13 protein-coding genes are annotated in these 16,633 nt (G+C 69.7%); 3 read left to right on the top strand and 10 right to left on the bottom strand.

Translation table 11 applies throughout. The features are described from left to right. Positions 1–19: 19 nt before the first annotated feature. The 3 genes from ACBI99_RS19435 to ACBI99_RS19425 all read right to left on the bottom strand — a co-directional run bounded on the left by ACBI99_RS19435 (position 20) and on the right by ACBI99_RS19425 (position 3,927). Complete coding sequence (locus tag ACBI99_RS19435) at positions 20–1,135, bottom strand: serine hydrolase domain-containing protein (protein ID WP_375072968.1); 1,116 nt, start codon at positions 1,133–1,135, stop codon at positions 20–22. A 192-nt stretch (positions 1,136–1,327) separates the two neighbouring features. Further along, on the bottom strand, positions 1,328–2,827 hold the full coding sequence (locus ACBI99_RS19430) for a serine hydrolase domain-containing protein (RefSeq protein WP_375072967.1): 1,500 nt from the start codon (positions 2,825–2,827) through the stop codon (positions 1,328–1,330). Between the two features lie 32 nt (positions 2,828–2,859). Next, positions 2,860–3,927, bottom strand: coding sequence for an FAD-dependent monooxygenase (locus ACBI99_RS19425; RefSeq protein WP_375072966.1), 1,068 nt, complete (start codon positions 3,925–3,927; stop codon positions 2,860–2,862). Between ACBI99_RS19425 and ACBI99_RS19420 the strand changes: the two genes are divergently transcribed. Further along, positions 3,884–6,787: a BTAD domain-containing putative transcriptional regulator gene (locus ACBI99_RS19420; RefSeq protein ID WP_375072965.1), complete on the top strand. Its 2,904-nt coding sequence runs from the start codon at positions 3,884–3,886 to the stop codon at positions 6,785–6,787. The genes ACBI99_RS19425 and ACBI99_RS19420 overlap by 44 nt on opposite strands. A 200-nt stretch (positions 6,788–6,987) precedes the next feature. On the opposite strand, the gene ACBI99_RS19415 is transcribed toward ACBI99_RS19420, so the two are convergent. Then, the gene (locus tag ACBI99_RS19415; protein WP_375072964.1) at positions 6,988–7,809 is read right to left on the bottom strand and encodes a helix-turn-helix domain-containing protein; all 822 of its coding nucleotides are present in this window, start codon (positions 7,807–7,809) and stop codon (positions 6,988–6,990) included. A 101-nt stretch (positions 7,810–7,910) separates the two neighbouring features. On the opposite strand from ACBI99_RS19415, the gene ACBI99_RS19410 reads away from it, so the two are divergent. Beyond that, positions 7,911–8,648: an SDR family oxidoreductase gene (locus ACBI99_RS19410; RefSeq protein WP_375072963.1), complete on the top strand. Its 738-nt coding sequence runs from the start codon at positions 7,911–7,913 to the stop codon at positions 8,646–8,648. A 26-nt stretch (positions 8,649–8,674) separates the two neighbouring features. Continuing rightward, complete coding sequence (locus ACBI99_RS19405; protein ID WP_375072962.1) at positions 8,675–9,490, top strand: oxidoreductase; 816 nt, start codon at positions 8,675–8,677, stop codon at positions 9,488–9,490. Between the two features lie 159 nt (positions 9,491–9,649). Here the strand turns inward: ACBI99_RS19405 and ACBI99_RS19400 are convergent, their stop codons facing one another. The 6 genes from ACBI99_RS19400 to ACBI99_RS19375 form a co-directional block, all read right to left on the bottom strand. Next, positions 9,650–11,218: a CotH kinase family protein gene (locus ACBI99_RS19400; RefSeq protein ID WP_375072961.1), complete on the bottom strand. Its 1,569-nt coding sequence runs from the start codon at positions 11,216–11,218 to the stop codon at positions 9,650–9,652. A 6-nt stretch (positions 11,219–11,224) separates the two neighbouring features. Continuing rightward, positions 11,225–11,902, bottom strand: a complete 678-nt coding sequence (locus ACBI99_RS19395; protein WP_219507136.1) for a DUF4956 domain-containing protein — start codon at positions 11,900–11,902, stop codon at positions 11,225–11,227. Positions 11,903–11,908: 6 nt separating this feature from the next. Continuing rightward, entirely contained in the window at positions 11,909–12,757 is an 849-nt protein-coding gene (locus ACBI99_RS19390; protein ID WP_375072960.1) for a polyphosphate polymerase domain-containing protein, read from the bottom strand. A 207-nt stretch (positions 12,758–12,964) separates the two neighbouring features. Further along, on the bottom strand, positions 12,965–14,431 hold the full coding sequence (locus tag ACBI99_RS19385; protein ID WP_375072959.1) for a sensor histidine kinase: 1,467 nt from the start codon (positions 14,429–14,431) through the stop codon (positions 12,965–12,967). Next, positions 14,428–15,129 (bottom strand): response regulator transcription factor, encoded by a 702-nt coding sequence (locus ACBI99_RS19380; protein WP_375072958.1) that lies wholly within the window; start codon positions 15,127–15,129, stop codon positions 14,428–14,430. Before ACBI99_RS19380 ends, ACBI99_RS19385 begins: the two co-directional genes overlap by 4 nt. A 448-nt stretch (positions 15,130–15,577) precedes the next feature. Next, on the bottom strand, positions 15,578–16,480 hold the full coding sequence (locus ACBI99_RS19375) for a LysR family transcriptional regulator (protein WP_219507152.1): 903 nt from the start codon (positions 16,478–16,480) through the stop codon (positions 15,578–15,580). Positions 16,481–16,633: the final 153 nt, after the last annotated feature.

Below are 16,633 nucleotides of genomic sequence, written 5' to 3'. Positions count from 1 at the left end.
TGCCACCGGTGTCCCGGTCTCAGCCGATCGCGCGCAGCACTGCGGCGATGAGCCGGTGGTTCTCCAGCGCGCCGCCACCTCCGCCGGCGGCGAAGCGGTTGCGCGTGTAGCTGTAGGCGATCCCGTGGTGGGGGTCGGCGAACGACTGGGCGCCCACGGCGCCGCTGTGCCCGAACGCGCCGGCGCCGAGCTGGGGATAGCGAACCCCTTGGGCCTCGAACCCCAGGAGGAAGTGGTCGGGCTCACCGGTGACCAGGTCGGCGCCGGTCGAGTGTGGTTCGGTGAACTCGGCCAGGGTCTCAGGGGTCAGCAACGGCGGCCGGCCGTCGACCTCGGAGACGGCCGCGGCGTAGAGCGTGGCCAGGCCGCGGGCGTTGCCCACGCTCCCCGAGGAGGTGGGGCCCAGCGCGCGCACGGACCGGGTGTTGGCGAATTCCACCAGGTCGGTCGGCGGGGTGGCGTTGAGGTTGAAGGCGATCCCGGTCAGGCTGTCCGGCGCGGGAGCGCGCTGCCCGTCGTCACGCGCCGCCCGTACCGGCACGTAACGCGGCTCCAGGGCCTCGGGCAGCCCCAGGTAGAAGTCCAGGTCGTACGGGATGCGCACCCGCTCGGCGTAGATCTCCTGGATCGATCGGCCGGTCACCCGGCGCACCACCTCGCCGATGAGCGCGCCGATCACGAAGGCGTGGTAGCCGTACGCGCTCCCAGGCCGCCAGTAGGGCCTCTGCGCGGCCAGCCGCAGGGCGAGCAGCCGGTCGTCGGCCAGCTCCGCCGCGCTGAAGCCGCCGTCCACGCCGATCAGCCCCGCACGGTGGCCGAGCAGGTCTCGGAGGGTGAGGTCGCTCTTGCCCTCCGCGGCGAACTCCGGCCAGTGCGCGGCCACGGCCTGGTCCAGGTGCAGCACGCCGTCCTGGACCAGCAGCGCGACGACCAGGTAGGCCGCGCCCTTGCCGGACGAGTACAGCGCGAACAGGGATTCGCCGCTCACTCCCGGCCCGCCCCACAGGTCCACCACCTGCCGGCCGGCCAGCCGTACGGCGAGCTGCGCGCCCAGCCCGGGTTCGGCGGTGACGACTGCGGCGAACTCGTCCCTGACGTTCTCGAAGCCGTCGGCGACGGTGCCTCTGACCGTCATGGTGTCCACTCTCCTTCACCTGGCCTTGGCGACAGCGCTCGTGCGTGCCTTCGCCGGACTTCCGGTGACGGCGTGAGCCCGGCTCCCGCCGGAGACGAACCGTGTGGTGTTCATCGGGGTGACTCCTTGTGCTGGTATCGAGGTGCCCTGACCGCTGGCGCAGACCAGCGGTCAGGGTGATCGAGGCGCCGGCTATTGAGCCTGGCCGCTGCCGAACACCTCGGCGACCAGGCGCTGCGTCGCCTGCTGGAATGCCGCGCCCACGGACATGTCGGCGTCGTCCACGTAGTTCAGCGCGGCGGTCAACGTCCTGCCTCCGTCAGGTGTGCCGTACATCAGGGCCGCGTGGCCCGCCATGCCGCCGTTGTGCGTGATGACCGTGCCGCCGCCCGGCGTCTCCTGGACGAACACGCCCAGGCCGTAGCCGGCCTTGGACTCCGGCGTGCACATCTCGGCCAGCAGTTCGGCCGGCAGCAGCTTGCCGCCCAGCAGCGCGGTGACGAACGTCTGCAGGTCTCGGATGGTGGAGATCATGTCGCCGCCGCTGGAGATCCAGGAGGGGTTGTGCCGGGTGACGTCGACCGTCCGGGCCTGGCCGTCCTCCTCGTAGCGGTAGTAGGCGTGCGCGTGCGGGGCGGGGATGTCCTGCTCGGTGGTCGGCTGGACGGTGCCCGTCAGGCCGAGAGGCCCCAGGACGAGGCGCCGCATCTCCTCGGCGACCGAGCGGCCGGTGACCTTCTCGATCAGCAGCCTGGCCAGCACGTAGTTGGTGTTGGAATAGCTCCAGTCGGTGCCCGGCTCGAACCTCGCCGGCTTGGTCAGCGCCAGTCGTACGAGCTCCTCCGGCCGGTAGCTGTGGAACCGGTTGTCCACCCACGCCTTGCCAGCGGGGGTGGCGGGGATCCCCGCCACGAACGTGCCGTCCTCGAAGTACTCGCCGGTGAAGTTGAACACCCCGCTGGTGTGCTGCAGCAGCATCCGCACGGTGATCCGCCGGTCCAGCCCGAACTCGGGCAGATAGTCGTCCACCGGGGTGTCCAGGGCGATCTTGCCCTCGGCCACCAGTCGCAGCACCACGGTGGCGGTGAACGTCTTGGTGTTGCTGCCGATCCGGACATGCCCGTCGATCGGCGGCGCTTCGGTCCCGGCGAGCTCGCCCGCCCCGGCGCTGCCTGCCCATTCGCCTTGCTCGTCACGCACCCGCAGCGTCACTCCGACGAAACCGGAGTCGACCATCTCCTGGATGAGCTTCTGCAACTCCGGGCGATCCTGTCCGGGCGGCGTGGCCGGAGCGGCGTCCAGAGCTGCGGTGATCTTGCGGGCCATCTCTGCCACGGTGGGACTGGGCTCGCCCTGGTGGGTGCGGGCGGCTGCCTCGACGGCGACGAGGACGGTGCGCCGGAAGTTGCCGGCCTCTGCCGCGGCCTGCTCCTTCAGCAGGCTCATGGAGGCGTTCAGGGCCGGCAGCACCTGATCGGCCAGCTCGGCCACGGACCTGCCGTACTTCACACCCTTGGGCGCCTTGGCGAGCACGTGCCCGACCAGCCCGGTCGCGGAGGTCAGGGCGAGGGAACCGTCGGTCCCGGCCTGGTGCGCCGAGCCGGCGGCGCCGGCGGCGGACATCAGCGAGACGGCGCCCCACGCGGCGATCCGCAGGGTGTTCTTGTCCTGCTCGGTAAGGGTGACGGACATGATGGTGTGCTCCTTCGATGCGTTACGGAAAATCAATGGGATGGGCGGATGGTGCAGCCGAACGCCTTTGCCGCCTCTGCGCCCTTGGCCTGGTTCTCGGTGACGTAGGGGCGTAGTTCACGTTCGTAGGCGGGGAACGCGACGGTGTGGTCGCCGTCCGTCTCCACCAGGCGGGCCGCCAGCAGGCGGGCCCCGATCAGGGCCTGGGAGGCGCCCATGCCCGCCATCGGCGCCGCGCAGTAGCCGGCGTCGCCGACGAGGACGACGCGGCCGTGTGACCAACGGTCCATGACGATCTGGCAGGCGGAGAAGAAGGAGAAGTCGCGAGCCAGCCGCATCTCCTCCAGCAGCCGTGGCACCAGCCATCGCGTGCCTGCGAAGCGCTCGCGGACCAGGCGTTCCTTCGAGCCGCGGCCGAGCCTGTCCACGTCGGCCGAAGCGGTGGCGAACGACAGGCTCACGGTCATCCTGCCGGGGTCGCCGCAGCTGAACACGTGGACGGCCCTGCCTGGCCCGCTGTACAGCAGGCCCTCGTGGTCGAGGCCCAGCCGGTTGGCCGTGGTGAACCCGACACCCGACATGCCCAGGTGCTGGACGAAGTCGCGGTCGGGACCGAAGACGTGGCGGCGAACGCCGGAGTGGACGCCGTCGGCGCCGACCACCAGGTCGAACCTGCGCCCGGCCGCCCGTTCGAACTCGACGCTGACGCCGTCCTCGCCCTGGTCGATCGCGGTGATCGAGTCGTTGAAGACGTAGCAGACGTCGTCGGCGGTGATGCTGTGCAGGATGCGCGTCACATCGGGCTTGAGCACCGTCAGGTCGCCGGCGAGCGTCTCCCCGGGAACCTCACCGATCCGCTTCCCGTCACCGTCGACGAGCGTGATCGCTCCCAGTCCCGTGGCGTGATCGCGCATCTGCGACAGCAGACCCATGCCGTCCAGGACGCCGATCGCCTGCCCGCGGAAGTCGACCGCGTACCCGGTGCCGTGCAACGCGGCGGCGCGCTCCACCACGGTCACCGCGTAGCCCTGCCCGTGCAGCCAGTACGCCAGCGACATGCCCGCGACACCCGCACCTGAGATCAGCGCGTCTCCGCTCATGTGTCCTCCTGTCCTGTACGTGCCGCGGCCTGGAGAAATACTGAGCGAGGGCGTTGATACATTCGCCCATATGGTCTCTATGCGCTTCTCGCTCCTGGGCACAGTGGAGGTGAGCGCTGACGGGCATGTGCTGGGCGGAGCGCCCCGGCATCGAGCGATGCTCGCCTACCTTCTGCTGAACGCGGGAAGCACGGTGAGCACGGACCGGCTGATCGAGGCGATGTGGGGGCCGACCCCACCGGAGACGGCCAAGGCGCAGGTCCAGGCGTCGGTGATGGCGATACGCCGGATGCTGCGCGCGGCGCAGGCCGAGAACATCGTGCAGACGCGTCCCGCCGGCTATGCCGTGGTGACGGAGCCGGGTCAGGTGGACGTGCACGAGTTCAGGCGGCTGGCCGCGGGCGACCGCGAGGAGATCCGCCAGGCGCTCGGGCTCTGGCGGGGGCAGGCGCTGGCCGACGTGCAGGCCGACTTCGTGCCCGCCACCCGGGCCCTGCTGGAGGAGCAGCGGCTGACGGCGCTGGAACGGCTGGCGGAGCTGGAGCTGGAGGCCGTGCGGTATGCCGTGCTGCTGGACGAGCTCGCCGCGGAAGTGGCCGGCCACCCGCTGCGGGAGCGCCTGCGCGGGCAGTACGTGCTGGCGCTGCACCGGTCGGGACGGCAGGCGGAGGCGCTGGCGGCCGCGCGTGACTACCGCACGACGCTGGCCGCGCAGCAGGGCCTGGACCCCAGCCGGGAGTTCGCGGCCGTCGAAGAGGCGGTGCTGAGAGACGACCGGCCCGCGGTGGTGAACTTCCTGCCGTACGACGTGCCCGACTTCGCCGGACGGGAAGCCGAGCTCGAGCGGCTCGCCATGCTGCCCGACGGGGTGAGCGTGGTCGCGATCGACGGCATGGCGGGCATCGGCAAGACCACGCTGGCCGTACACGCGGGACACCTGCTCGCCGAGCGCTTCCCCGACGGCGCGCTCTTCGTCGACCTGCAGGCCCACACCGCAGGCCGGGACCCCGTCGATCCCGGCGACGCGCTGGAGATCCTGCTGCGCCAGCTCGGCGTCCCCAACGAGCGCGTACCGCCAGGGACCTCCGAACGCGCCGCGCTGTGGCGCGCCGAACTGTCGGGGCTGCGCGCCCTGGTCGTCATCGACAACGCCGCCGACACCCAGCACGTCAGGCCGCTGCTGCCCGGCGGTTCGGGCAGCATGGCCGTGATCACCAGCCGGCGCAGGCTGACCGACTTGGACGGCGCCCACGCCATCTCCGTCGACGTGCTCTCGGAGCGTGACGCGGTCGAGCTGTTCACCGGCGTCGTCGGGCCGCGCGCGCGGGAGGAGCCCGCTGCCGTCGCCGAGGTCCTGAGCCTGTGCGGGTTCCTTCCGCTGGCCGTGCGCATCGCCGCCGCGCGGCTGCGCCACCGTCCCCGGTGGACGGTGGACTACCTCGCCGTACGGCTGCGCGACCAGGGCCGCCGCCTGGCCGAACTGGCCACTGCGGAACGGGGCGTCGCGGCCGCTTTCGGACTGTCGTACGAGCAACTGAGCGCCGACCATCGCCGCATGTTCCGCCTGCTCGGTCTCCACCCCGGCCAGGACATCGACGCCTACGCGGCCGCCGCGCTCACCGGCCTGACCGTTACGCGTGCCGAGTCGCTCCTGGAAGACCTGCTGGACACCCACATGCTCCTCCAGCAGGAACCAGGCCGCTACACCTTCCACGACCTTCTGCGCGACCACGCCAGGTCAGCCGCCGTTCTGGAGGAACAGGACGCCTCCGCAAAGGCCGCCCTGACCAGGCTCTTCGCCTTCTACACCCACCTGACCGGCATGGCCGCCGACCTCAGGTACGCGGACAGGGTTCTCCCAGCTCCGCACGAGCCCGCTCCCGGCCTGGAGACCCCACCACTGTCCGACCGCGCCGACGCCGCAGCCTGGCTGGACACCGAGCTGCCCGTCCTCCTGGCCGTCGGCGCGCACGCGGCTGAACACGGCTGGCACACGCAGGCCTTCTTCCTGTCCACGACCCTGTTCCCCTTCCTGGAGGAACGCGGCCGCCGCGGCGCCGCACTCACCCTCCACCTGCAAACCCTTTCAGCGGTACGGCAGGCAGCCGACCTGTGGAGCGAGGGCCGCACCCTCGCGGACCTGGCCAGAACTCACCACGCCCTGGGGAACGTGGCCCAGGCCGTCCAGTACGCCCACGAGGCGATCAGCACCTGCCGGGCGGCCGCCGACCCGGAGGGCGAAGCGGTGGGCCATCACTTCCTGGGCCACTCGCTCGAACGCCGAGGCGACGTCCACGGCGCCCACGACCACTATCGACAGGCACTGGAACTGTTCCAGAAGGCGGACAACCGCGTCGGCACGGGGGTCCTCCTGATCGACATGGGCGAGACCTACAGGCAACTGGGCAAGCCCGACCTGGCCCGCGACCACCTGATGCAGGCCCAGCGGATCAACCACGAGATCGGCAGCCAGGCAAGCCTCTGGAACGCCCAGCTCGCCCTCGGCAACCTCCACACCGACCAGAGCGAGCACGACGCCGCTCGCCGCGCCTTCGAACGCGCCTACGCGATCAGCCGCGACCTCGGCCCGCACCTGCAGGCGGAGACCCTGAACGCCCTGGGCGCCGCCGCACGAGCCATGGGCGACCACCATCAGGCCCTCATCGATCACGACGCCGCACTCGCTCTGGCCACGGAGATCGACGATCCCCACGAAGCCGCCCACGGCCACCTCGGCCTGGCCAAGGCCCGTCACGCACTCGGCCACACCGCCCTGACCCGTACTCACGCCCAGGAGGCGGTCCGCCTGCTCGAAGAGCTCGGCAACCCCGCCGCTGACACCGCCAGAGCCCTCCTGTGACGATCTTGGCTTACCTGTTCAGAAGGTCCGCCCGGCACCGCGCTGATTGCTCACGTCCAGGTCCGTCCCTGAAGGAGCCGACCGCGGACCCCGGCGGCGGCTCCCCGCTGTCACCATCGCGAGCATGCCGCGCACGCCGCGCACCACCACCGCGGCCGGCCGGCCTTGCGGCACCGCAGGTCAGAGGTCCGGGGGCGCCCCTATTGGTCGGCGGTTGCGGCGAGGGTGCCGAGCAGGGCGAGCGCGTCCGCGCTCGCAGAGCCGGGCTCGGCGTGGTAGACGACGAGCTGCTGCCCCGGTGCGGCCCGTACGTCGAAGGCATGCATGCGCAGGGTGAGTTCGCCGACGTCGCGGTGGCGGAAGGCCTTCACCTCGGCGCGTTTGCCCCGGGCCTCGTTCGCTCGCCACAGTTCGGCGAACTCGCGACTGTGCGCCAGCATCGAACCGAGCACCTCGCGTACGCGCGGATGGTGCGGGTCCTGCCCGTACAGCAGCCGGAAGCCGGCAACGGTGTTGACCGCGGCTGCCTCCCAGTCCTTGTAGAACCAGCGCGCGTCCGCATCGCGGAACAGCTTGTCCAGCAGGTTCGCCCCGCCACGGAACTCTTCGAAGAGCGCGTAGCCGAGCCGGTTTCCGGCGAGCACGTCATACGCTCGCCCGAGCACCAGCGCCGGGTTGTCCGGCCAGCCGTCCAGCAGTTGCAGCAGCTCGGGATCCGCGCGCTCGGGGGTGGACCGCGCGGGCCGCGGGGTCAGCCCGGCGAGCCGGAAGAGATGCGCGTGGGCGTCGCCGTCGAGGCGGAGTGCGGTCGCCAGCGCGTTCAGCACCTGCGGTGACGGGTTCCGTTCCCGCCCCTGTTCCAGCCGTACGTAGTAGTCCGCGCTCACACCGGCCAGCAGTGCGACCTCCTCACGCCGCAGCCCGGGCACCCGCCGCCGTGGCCCGGCGGGCAGGCCGGCGTCTTCGGGGCGTACGCGTGCCCGCCTGCCGCGCAGGAAGTCACCTAGGTGCCGCTCGGTCATACGTTCAGGGTAGGAGGGAACGGGCGGCCAAGGGTGGGTGCGGTACTCCCATGCACACGGCGGCCTGTAGCGGGACAAGCGGACTGCCCGAGTCTCGAAGCATGACAGAGACACCGGAACAGAAGGTCGTACTGGTGACCGGCGCGAGCAGCGGCATCGGCGCGGCCACCGCCCGCACACTCGCGACCGCCGGACACCACGTGGTCCTCACCGCCCGCCGCACCGACCGGATCAAGGCGCTCGCCGCCGGCCTGTGCGCGGCCGGCCACTCCGCCGAGGCCCGCCCGCTCGACGTCACCGACAGTCCCGGCTTCCATGAGGTGATCGAGGAGGTCGTGAACGCGTACGGCAGACTCGATGTGCTGGTCGCGAACGCCGGAGTCATGCTCCTGTCCCGGCTGGACGCACTCCTGGTCGAGGAGTGGGACCAGATGCTGAACGTCAACGTGCGCGGCCTTCTCCACGGCATCGCCGCTGCCCTGCCGATCTTCCGCCGCCAGGGAAGCGGCCATTTCGTCACGGTCGCCTCGATCGGCGCCCACCAGGTCGTGGAGACCTCCGCGATCTACTCCGCGACCAAGTACGCCGCGTGGGCGCTCACCGAGGGGCTGCGGCTGGAATCCGAGCCGGGCATCCGGGTGACCACCGTTTCCCCCGGCGTGGTCGACACCGAGCTGGCCGACCATATCACCGACCCGCTCGCCGCTGAGGTCATGCGCACGTACCGAGCCGCCTCGATCCGCTCCGAGGACATCGCGAACGCCATCGCGTACGCCCTCGCCCAGCCCTCCGACGTCGACGTCAACGAGATCGTTCTCCGTCCGTCCGCGCAGCGCTGACGGACATCTCTCCGAAGGACGGCAAGATGAGTAAGACCTGGTTCATCACCGGCGCTTCCCGAGGCTTCGGGCGCGCGTTCACCGCCGCGGCACTGCAACGCGGCGACCACGTGGTGGCGACCGCGCGGAACCTCGCGGCCCTCGACGACCTGGCGGCCGAGTACGAGGCGGACCTGCTGCCGCTCCGGCTCGACGTGACCGACCGCGCCGGCGTCACCGCAGCGGTCCGGCACGCCCACGCGGAGTTCGGCCGGCTCGACGTGGTCGTCAACAACGCCGGATACGGCCACTTCGGCATGGTGGAGGAGCTGTCGGAAGACGACCTCCGCGATCAGATGGAGACCAACCTGTTCGGTGTGGTCTGGGTGACTCAGGCGGCAGTGCCGCTGATGCGTGCTCAGGGAGGTGGCCACATCGTGCAAATCTCCTCCATCGGTGGCGTGGGCGCCTTCACGAACCTGGGCGCCTACCACGCCTCCAAGTGGGCACTTGAGGGGATCAGCGAATCGCTCGCGCTCGAAGTCGCCGCCTTCGGCGTCAAGGTCACCCTGGTCGAGCCGGGCGGGTTCGCCACCGACTGGGCGGGCGCGTCGGCCCGCCGCTCCCCGGCGCTGCCGGAGTACGACGGCGTACGCGAGGCGGCCGCCGCACGCCGCAGCGTGCAGCCACCGGGCCACCCCGACGCCGCAGCCCGAGCCCTGCTGGAAGTGGTGGATGCCGCTGAACCGCCGCTGCGGGTGCTCTTCGGGGCCGCCGCACCGGGGATCGTCACCGCCATCCACGAACGGCGGCTCGCGGATTGGAAGCAGTGGGAGCGGCTGGCCTACGAGGCGCAAGGATGACCGATCCAGCCGTCGGCCGCCGGCACAGCAATGTGATCGGCACCTGCGCCTTTGTGCTATCTCCTGCAAGGGAAGCCTCACTCCGGTGCCGACTTACGGTTCACAGGCCGAGGGCGCGGGGCCGCATGCTGTCCCCGCGCCCTTGAGGAGCGCCGGTGATCAGGTTCCGTTGATCGCCTTGTCCGCGCCCAGGCTCTCGGTCCGCGTCTGCAGGAACGTCCGCAGTGTGTTCGCGTCGGTTTCGATCGCGGCCGTGTCGGCTCCATTGTTCAGTTGGTAAGAGCTGACCAGGTTGTCGAGCAGCTTGGTGGCGCTGCCATCGGCCAGGAGTTTGTTGTACAGGTTTCTGTACTGCTCCTCGTAGACCTTCTTGAAGGTGGCGTTCTTGAGGAACTTCTCCTTCAGGGGGTGGCCCATGGTCATGCCGCTCCTTGGCCGGTCGCCCTGCGGGGGCTGGCCGTTCTGGCGAGGGCGGCCACGGCCGAATCCCATGCTGATGCTGTCGTGGACGCCCGCCGTGGCATCGCCGTTGAAGGCGAGGTTGAGATCCCACGTGATGACGGTGAACTTCTTGCTGCCCGAGTCGTACCAGAGGTAGTAGTTCTTGCCCGGCCCGGCCATGTCGTCGAAGTTGACCATCAGGTTCTGCAGGGCCAGATAGCGGGCGAACGACTCCACGTCCAGCCGGTCGGCGAGGCCGGCGGTGAACTCGGCGTCGGAAGCTTCGTTCACCCATTTGACCAGGTCGATGACAGGCTGAAGGTCCTTGCCGCCGATCTTGTTGATCTGCTTGAAGTCGTTGACGTATTGGGTCTGGTCCTCGCCCTTGTAGGTGAAGGAGCCGGTGGCCAGCGACTTGTACAGGACGCCGTCGCCCAGGTCCTCGGCGTAGCCCTCGTCGAGGTACTCCACCAGCAGGCGCGGCGTGGAGGAACGCCCGTTCACGTTGAAGGAGCTGTACGTGGAGCGCTGCGTCGGCTCGCCGGCGGCGCCGACGACCGAGATGCCGAGCGCCTCGCTGAGCATCGTCGTCGAGCCCGTCGCAGCGGGTCGCACAGCCACCTGCGTGTGGCCCTGGTAGCGGCGGCCCTCGACGAACTCGTCGAAGCTGATCAGCCAGGGCAGCTTCTCGGGCTCCTCCGCCTTGAGCTGAGCGCCGAACATCCCGCCGCCCGGCCGCCCGTTCGTCATCGGCTGTCCGTTTCCCTGTGGCTGCTCACCGCCAGGCGGCTGAAACCCGTCCGGCGGCTGGATACCCTCGGGAGGTTCGAAGCCCTCGGCTGGCCGTCCGCAGGGGAAGCCGCCCCGGCCGCTGCTGCGGGACTTGCCGTTCCAGGTCAGGCCCATGAGCGTGGAGTTGCCTTTGAGCCGGACGCCTACGCTGGGGATGCGGGTCCCGTCGATGGTCAGATCCGCCTCGACGTACTTCTTCTCGCCACTGGCGTAGTACTCGGTCAGCATGTCCTGGTACGCCGCGTCGGTGAAGGTCAGCTTCACCTCGTGCCCGACCGTGGTGTCGAACAGGTCCTTGGTCCCGGTGAGGTTCGTCGTGACGGTGTCGGCCGAAGCGGTCCGGGCGGTGGTCACGTACGGGCGGATCGTCCCGCTGCCGAACACGCCCCAGCACGCGGCCAGGAAGGCGGTGCACAGCGCGACGAGCTTCCAATTGTGCCGGAGCTTGATCGGGATTCGGTGGCGTAGCCGTCGCCGGTTGGTGGGATGGGTCATGGCCGCCTACAGGTCGGTCTGGTCGTACCCGGTGAGCACGGTGACGGACTGGCCGTGGTTGCGCTCGCGCAGAGCCGAGATGAGGTCGGCGGGCTCACTGCCCTTCTTGATCCTCACGGTGTACATGAGCTCGGTGAGCGCGCCGCCGCGGATCGATTCCATGCTGACCAGTTCGAACTCGTCGGTGTGCCGCACCAGCACGTCCTGGACCGTGGCGGTGAAGTCCTCGTCGGCCGGCACCTGCACCTTGACCACCTGGCGGCGCACGTTGAGCGCGAACCAGTCGAACCGCTGCATGAGCATGATGATCAGCGAGATCGCCACCGCCGCGACGATCGCCAGCAGGTAGAAACGAGTGCCGACGGCCATGCCGACGCCCATGACCAGGAAGATGAACCCGACGTCGCGGGTCTCCTTGATCGCGTTGCGGAACCGCACCACGGACAGCGCGCCGACCAGGGCGAACGCCCGCGCGATGTTCGAGCCGACGACGAGCATGATCAGCGAGATGAGCATGCCGAGGATGACGAGCGTCTGCACGTACGACTGGCTGTAGGAGACGTTGCGGTGCGTCGCCCGGTACACCCAGCCGATCATCGCGCTCAGCACGAACGACAGCGACATCGCGATCGCGATGTCGGCCACGCTGAACGTGCCGGACAGATCCTGGAAGGAGAAGTCCATCAGGGGTCAGACCTCCATGTGAGCCATCGACCGCTCGCGGCCGGGAAGATGATCGTTGCCGGGCATGTGATCGTTGCCGGGAAGGTGGAAGACGGAGCGCGGCGCCAGCCCGTAGGCCTCGACGCTCTGGCAGTACTTGGACACCCGCACCACCTGCAGGCTCCGCTTGGCGGTCAGGTCGGTGAGCCAGTACGGGACCCGCTCGTTCGCCTTGACTTCCATGATCGCTTTGCGGGCGGGGACGATGAGCCGGTTCTCCGCGTCGGCGCCGAAGTGGAAGTCGCGGTCCCGGCCTCTGATGCGGCGGTCGAAGGTGACGCGCAGCCCAACGTCGGCATCTCGCCCCATGTAGGCGTGGCGGGTGTAACCGGTCATCGCGGTGGCGCGCAGCTCCAGCCGGGAGACCAGGTCGAGCACCTCTTCCAGGAAGGCCCGCTGGGACGGCTCGTGGTCGACCATCTGCCGCCCGTCGCACAGCCGCAGCGCGTCAGCGTACGGCAGGCGTACCCGGCGCTTCTGGGTGACCCGGTTGACGCGCTGCTTGATCTCGACGAACACCGGGGTGTCCGGCGCCGCCGCGAACCGGTCGCCGTAGTGGCGCACCCGCAGCTTCCTGCGGAACTTCAGGCCCTCGATCTTCTCCCAGTAGAAGCGAAGCTGCCGGGTGTCGTAGTAGACGCTCCAGATGTTGTAGCCCTCGTCCGGGCAGTGCCGGTCGCGGTCGAGCCGGTTCTCCAGTTCCTCGCGCAGTTCGTCGACCCGGTCCGCGTCGATCAGGTATTTGATCTCGTACCGGTTGAACGCGTGCAGTTTGCTCGGGGCGCGCAGCCGATGGCCGGCATCGCCTTCCGGCAAGACGCTCGAAGCGGTGCATTCTCCGGTCTGACCTTGGAAGACGTCTCGCTTGCGGAATCTTCGCAGCATGTCCCTCCTTCGGTGTCAGAGCACATCTGACAGCACGAAGCTGGGAATAGTGTGTGAATCGCCCGCCAATCAGAGACGAACAATCTGTTCCCATCCCCTGCCGTTTTGGCCTGGCTGATATGCGAATTCGCGGCAGGCTCAGCCGTCCTGAGGCCGGTACAAAGGCAACAGGACGCGGAACGTCGCTCCCGCGCCGGGCGCGCTGCGCGCCTCGATCCTGCCCGCGTGCGCCTGCACCAGCGCGGCGGCGATGGCCAGCCCCAGCCCGGTGCCGCCGTACGCGCGCGAGCGGCTCGGGTCCGCGCGATAGAACCGGTCGAACACATGGGGCAGATCGTCAGGGGCGATGCCCTGTCCCTCGTCGCGCACCTCGACCAAGGCCGCTTCCGTATCCGCGGTAGGTCCTGTTCCCGCATGCACGACCCCGTAGGGTGCGGCGTCGCCGGCGGTCCGTCGCCTGACCGTGACGCGCACCGCGGTGCCCGCCGCCGTGTGGGTGATCGCGTTTCCCACCAGGTTGGCGATGACCTGGTGCAGGCGGTGTTCGTCGCCGCGTACGAGCACCGGGTCGTCGGAGATGTGCAGATGGATGGGGCGCTCGCGGTCACGGGCCTGGGCGGCGTGCACCACATCACCCGCGAGGACCCGGAGGTCCACCACAGTGGGCTCCAGCGTGGGTTCCTGATCCAGGCGGGCCAGCAGAAGCATGTCCTCGACCAGTACGCCCATCCGTTCGGCCTCGCCCTCGATCCGGCCGAAGAGCCGCTCGGCCGCCGGGTCCCGCGTCCTGTGCCCGTGGTGGTACAGCTCGGCGAAGCCGCGGATGGACGTGAGCGGCGTACGCAACTCGTGCGAGGCGTCGGCGACGAAGTGACGCAGCCTCCGCTCGGACTGCTCCCGCTCGCGCAGCGCGAGGGCCAGGCGCTCCAGCATCACGTTCAGGGTCCGGCCCAGCCGGCCGGTCTCGGTGCGCGGATCGGTGTCGTCGACCCTGCGATCGGTGTCCCCCTCCGCGATCGCCTCCGCTGTACGCTCGATCCGGTTCAGCGGACGCAGGCCCAGCCGCACCACGAACCAGGCGACCGCGCCCAGCAGCGACAGCACCAGGACGCCGGCGGCCAGCTCGATGACCAGCAACTGCCGCACGGTTTCCCGGTTGGCTGCCAGCGACATCGACACGGCCACCCGCCCGCCGCCCGGCACGCTCGCCACGAGCACACGCCACTCCTCCGAGCCGGTCCTGCCGGCCACCGTGACGGGGCGAGCCGGTAGCGCTGCGGCTTCCTGGGCCGTCAGGGCGGGGCCGTCGGAGAGGTCGGGCGGCATCCGCCGCACCACGTTTCCGTAGGCGTCGTAGAAAGTCATCCGGAACTGTGTCGGCAGCTCCATGTCTCCGAGACGCCGAGGAGGCGGCGCCGTGGGCGGAGGGCGCCGGCCGAGGGTGAGGACCAGTTCGGTCAACTGGGTGTCCACCCGAGCGAGCAGCACCCGATCCAGGAGCAGCACACCCGCCACGGCGAAGACGGCCAGACCGGCAGCGCACAGGCCCAGCAAGGCGGCCAGCAGCCGATGCCGCAGCGACCACGAACGCCGACCCAGCCTCATGAGGAATCCTGCAGGCGATACCCCAGCCCACGCAACGTGTGGATCAACGGCCGGCCTTCCGCGTCGATCTTCCGCCGAAGGTAACTGATGTTGGACTCGACGATCCGGCTGTCACCGTCGATGTCGAAGTCCCACACCCGCTCCAGAATCTGTCCCTTGCTGACGACCCGCTCGGCGTTGATCATCAGATAGTGCAGGAGGCTGAACTCCGTCGGCGAGAGATGGATGGCCCGCCCCGCCCGCCGCACCAGATGAGCCTCCTCGTCGAGCTCCAGATCCGCATAGCGGAGAACCCGGTCGTCGACCTCCTCCGGCACGGGCCGGACCCTGCGCAGGATCGCCCGCAGCCGCAGAACCACCTCCTCCAAGCTGAACGGCTTGGTGACGTAGTCGTCCCCGCCCGCGGTCAGGCCGGAAATCCGGTCCGACACGGCATCCTTGGCGGTGAGGAAGAGCACCAACGGACTGTCCTGCGCCTCCCGCAACCTGCGAGCGACCGTGAAGCCGTCCAGGTCAGGCAGCATCACATCCAGCACGATGATGTCGGGCCGCTCGGACGCCACCGCTTTCAGCGCCGCCCGTCCACTGGACGCGGTTCGCACGTCGAAACCGTTGAGACTCAGCGCCTCGGACAACAGCTCCCGGATGTTGGGCTCGTCGTCAACGACCAGGACTTTCGCGAGCACGGACTCGTTCATGGGTACCGTTCTACGGTTCCTGTGTAAGAGCAGCCTGAAAGGCCACGACCCCGAGCGTGCGAGGCGCGAAGTCGGGCCGCGTTCCTCACTCCCCATAATCTCCTGTACGTTGCCGCCGACGCCTACCTCGCCACCCCGGCCGACGCCGAACGCCGCAAGGAAAGCGCGAACGGACCCGCGCGGTCGCCAAGACCACCATCCGCCGGCTGCTGTCCCGCCGCGACATCTAGCTAGATGATGTCCCGGAGGCAGCGGTGGCCCAGCCGCCGAGAGCTCGGGCTGGGCGAGGACGTCGCCGCGGTGTACGACTCGGACACGACCCCGGGGCCGTCATCGGATGCTGATCCGCCGGTGTTCTGAGGTCGGATCGGGCATTAAGCCAGTCCGCCGGGCGCAAGGTCTTCGGCCTCGCCACCGCAGGCGTCCGTCTTGCTTGACCTCGTGCGCGTCAGTCCGGCAGCCAGTGCAGCTCGTGCGCCAGCGTTTTGGCGACGGCACGGATGCGGCGGTGCAGCGGCGATTGCTCGCGCGGGAGGACCAGGTGGATCGTCAGGCTGGGCGCTCCCCGCAGCGGTCGCCAGGTGACACCGGGCGGTGCTGCCGCGACCGCGGCTTCTCCGGCCGGGGCGAGGGTGACCCCGTCGAGCAGGTCGCGTTGAGACATGTCGAAGGAGACAGCGGGCGTGTGGAATCGAGGGTGTGGCCGGATGTCTCGGAACAGTGCGGACAGCTGATCGTGGACCACGGGGTTGGCCGCACGATCCGGGAGTCGCAGCGGATACGCGGCCGCGTCGGCGATCTCGATCTCCGGGTGTTCGGCCAGCGGATGGTGCTGCGCCAGCTGGACCCCGACGCGCATACGCCGCAGCAGGAACCGGCGCACGCCACGGCCCGGCTGTTCACCACGGGTGATCCCGGCATCGATTCGGCCATCGGCGACCGCGAGGGAGATCTCCGGTGTCGCCATCGGTACCGCGCCGACCTCGAGCCCGCTGTTGCCGCGAACCAGCCTGTCCACCAGGGCCGGTACCGTCTCGGCCCCGGCGCTGAGGCTGTATCCGATGCGCAGCGTGCCCAGCTCACCGGCCGCCGCGCTCCGGGCGGTGTCCCATGCCCGGTCCAGCGCCGCCAGCGCGGGCGGTGCAGACTCCGCCAAAGCCGCACCGGCCGTGGTCAATGCGACGCTACGCGTGTTGCGGACCAGCAGGGCCGTACCGAGTTCCGCCTCCAACCGGCGCATCCGGGCGCTGAGTGCGGGCTGTGCGATACCGATCCGTGCAGCCGCGCGGGTGAAGTTCAGCTCCTGCGCCAGTACCAGGAAGTAGCGCAGGCTCACCGTATCCGGCGCCACGTGCCCTCCCCGCCGATTGATAACGATCCGTTCTGAGTCTATCCCGTACCGGTCTTTCCCTCGGCCGCGCACCAAGCCCTAACCTGCGCATATGACGATTCAACCGGCCGCAGTACCCATCGCCGGGATCGATCGATCTGCATGTCAATGCGA

The organism is Nonomuraea sp. ATR24 (assembly GCF_041950485.1).
Lineage (GTDB): Bacteria > Actinomycetota > Actinomycetes > Streptosporangiales > Streptosporangiaceae > Nonomuraea > Nonomuraea ceibae.
Note: the sequence above shows the minus strand (reverse complement) of the source record. Positions and strands in the feature narration are given on the sequence as shown.

Coding starts and splice junctions, on each gene's coding strand:
- ACBI99_RS19435 (WP_375072968.1), bottom strand. CDS start 1,135: ATGACGGTCAGAGGCACCGTCGCCGACGGCTTCGAGAACGTCAGGGAC.
- ACBI99_RS19430 (WP_375072967.1), bottom strand. CDS start 2,827: ATGTCCGTCACCCTTACCGAGCAGGACAAGAACACCCTGCGGATCGCC.
- ACBI99_RS19420 (WP_375072965.1), top strand. CDS start 3,884: ATGCCCGCGACACCCGCACCTGAGATCAGCGCGTCTCCGCTCATGTGT.
- ACBI99_RS19425 (WP_375072966.1), bottom strand. CDS start 3,927: ATGAGCGGAGACGCGCTGATCTCAGGTGCGGGTGTCGCGGGCATGTCG.
- ACBI99_RS19415 (WP_375072964.1), bottom strand. CDS start 7,809: ATGACCGAGCGGCACCTAGGTGACTTCCTGCGCGGCAGGCGGGCACGC.
- ACBI99_RS19410 (WP_375072963.1), top strand. CDS start 7,911: ATGACAGAGACACCGGAACAGAAGGTCGTACTGGTGACCGGCGCGAGC.
- ACBI99_RS19405 (WP_375072962.1), top strand. CDS start 8,675: ATGAGTAAGACCTGGTTCATCACCGGCGCTTCCCGAGGCTTCGGGCGC.
- ACBI99_RS19400 (WP_375072961.1), bottom strand. CDS start 11,218: ATGACCCATCCCACCAACCGGCGACGGCTACGCCACCGAATCCCGATC.
- ACBI99_RS19395 (WP_219507136.1), bottom strand. CDS start 11,902: ATGGACTTCTCCTTCCAGGATCTGTCCGGCACGTTCAGCGTGGCCGAC.
- ACBI99_RS19385 (WP_375072959.1), bottom strand. CDS start 14,431: ATGAGGCTGGGTCGGCGTTCGTGGTCGCTGCGGCATCGGCTGCTGGCC.
- ACBI99_RS19380 (WP_375072958.1), bottom strand. CDS start 15,129: ATGAACGAGTCCGTGCTCGCGAAAGTCCTGGTCGTTGACGACGAGCCC.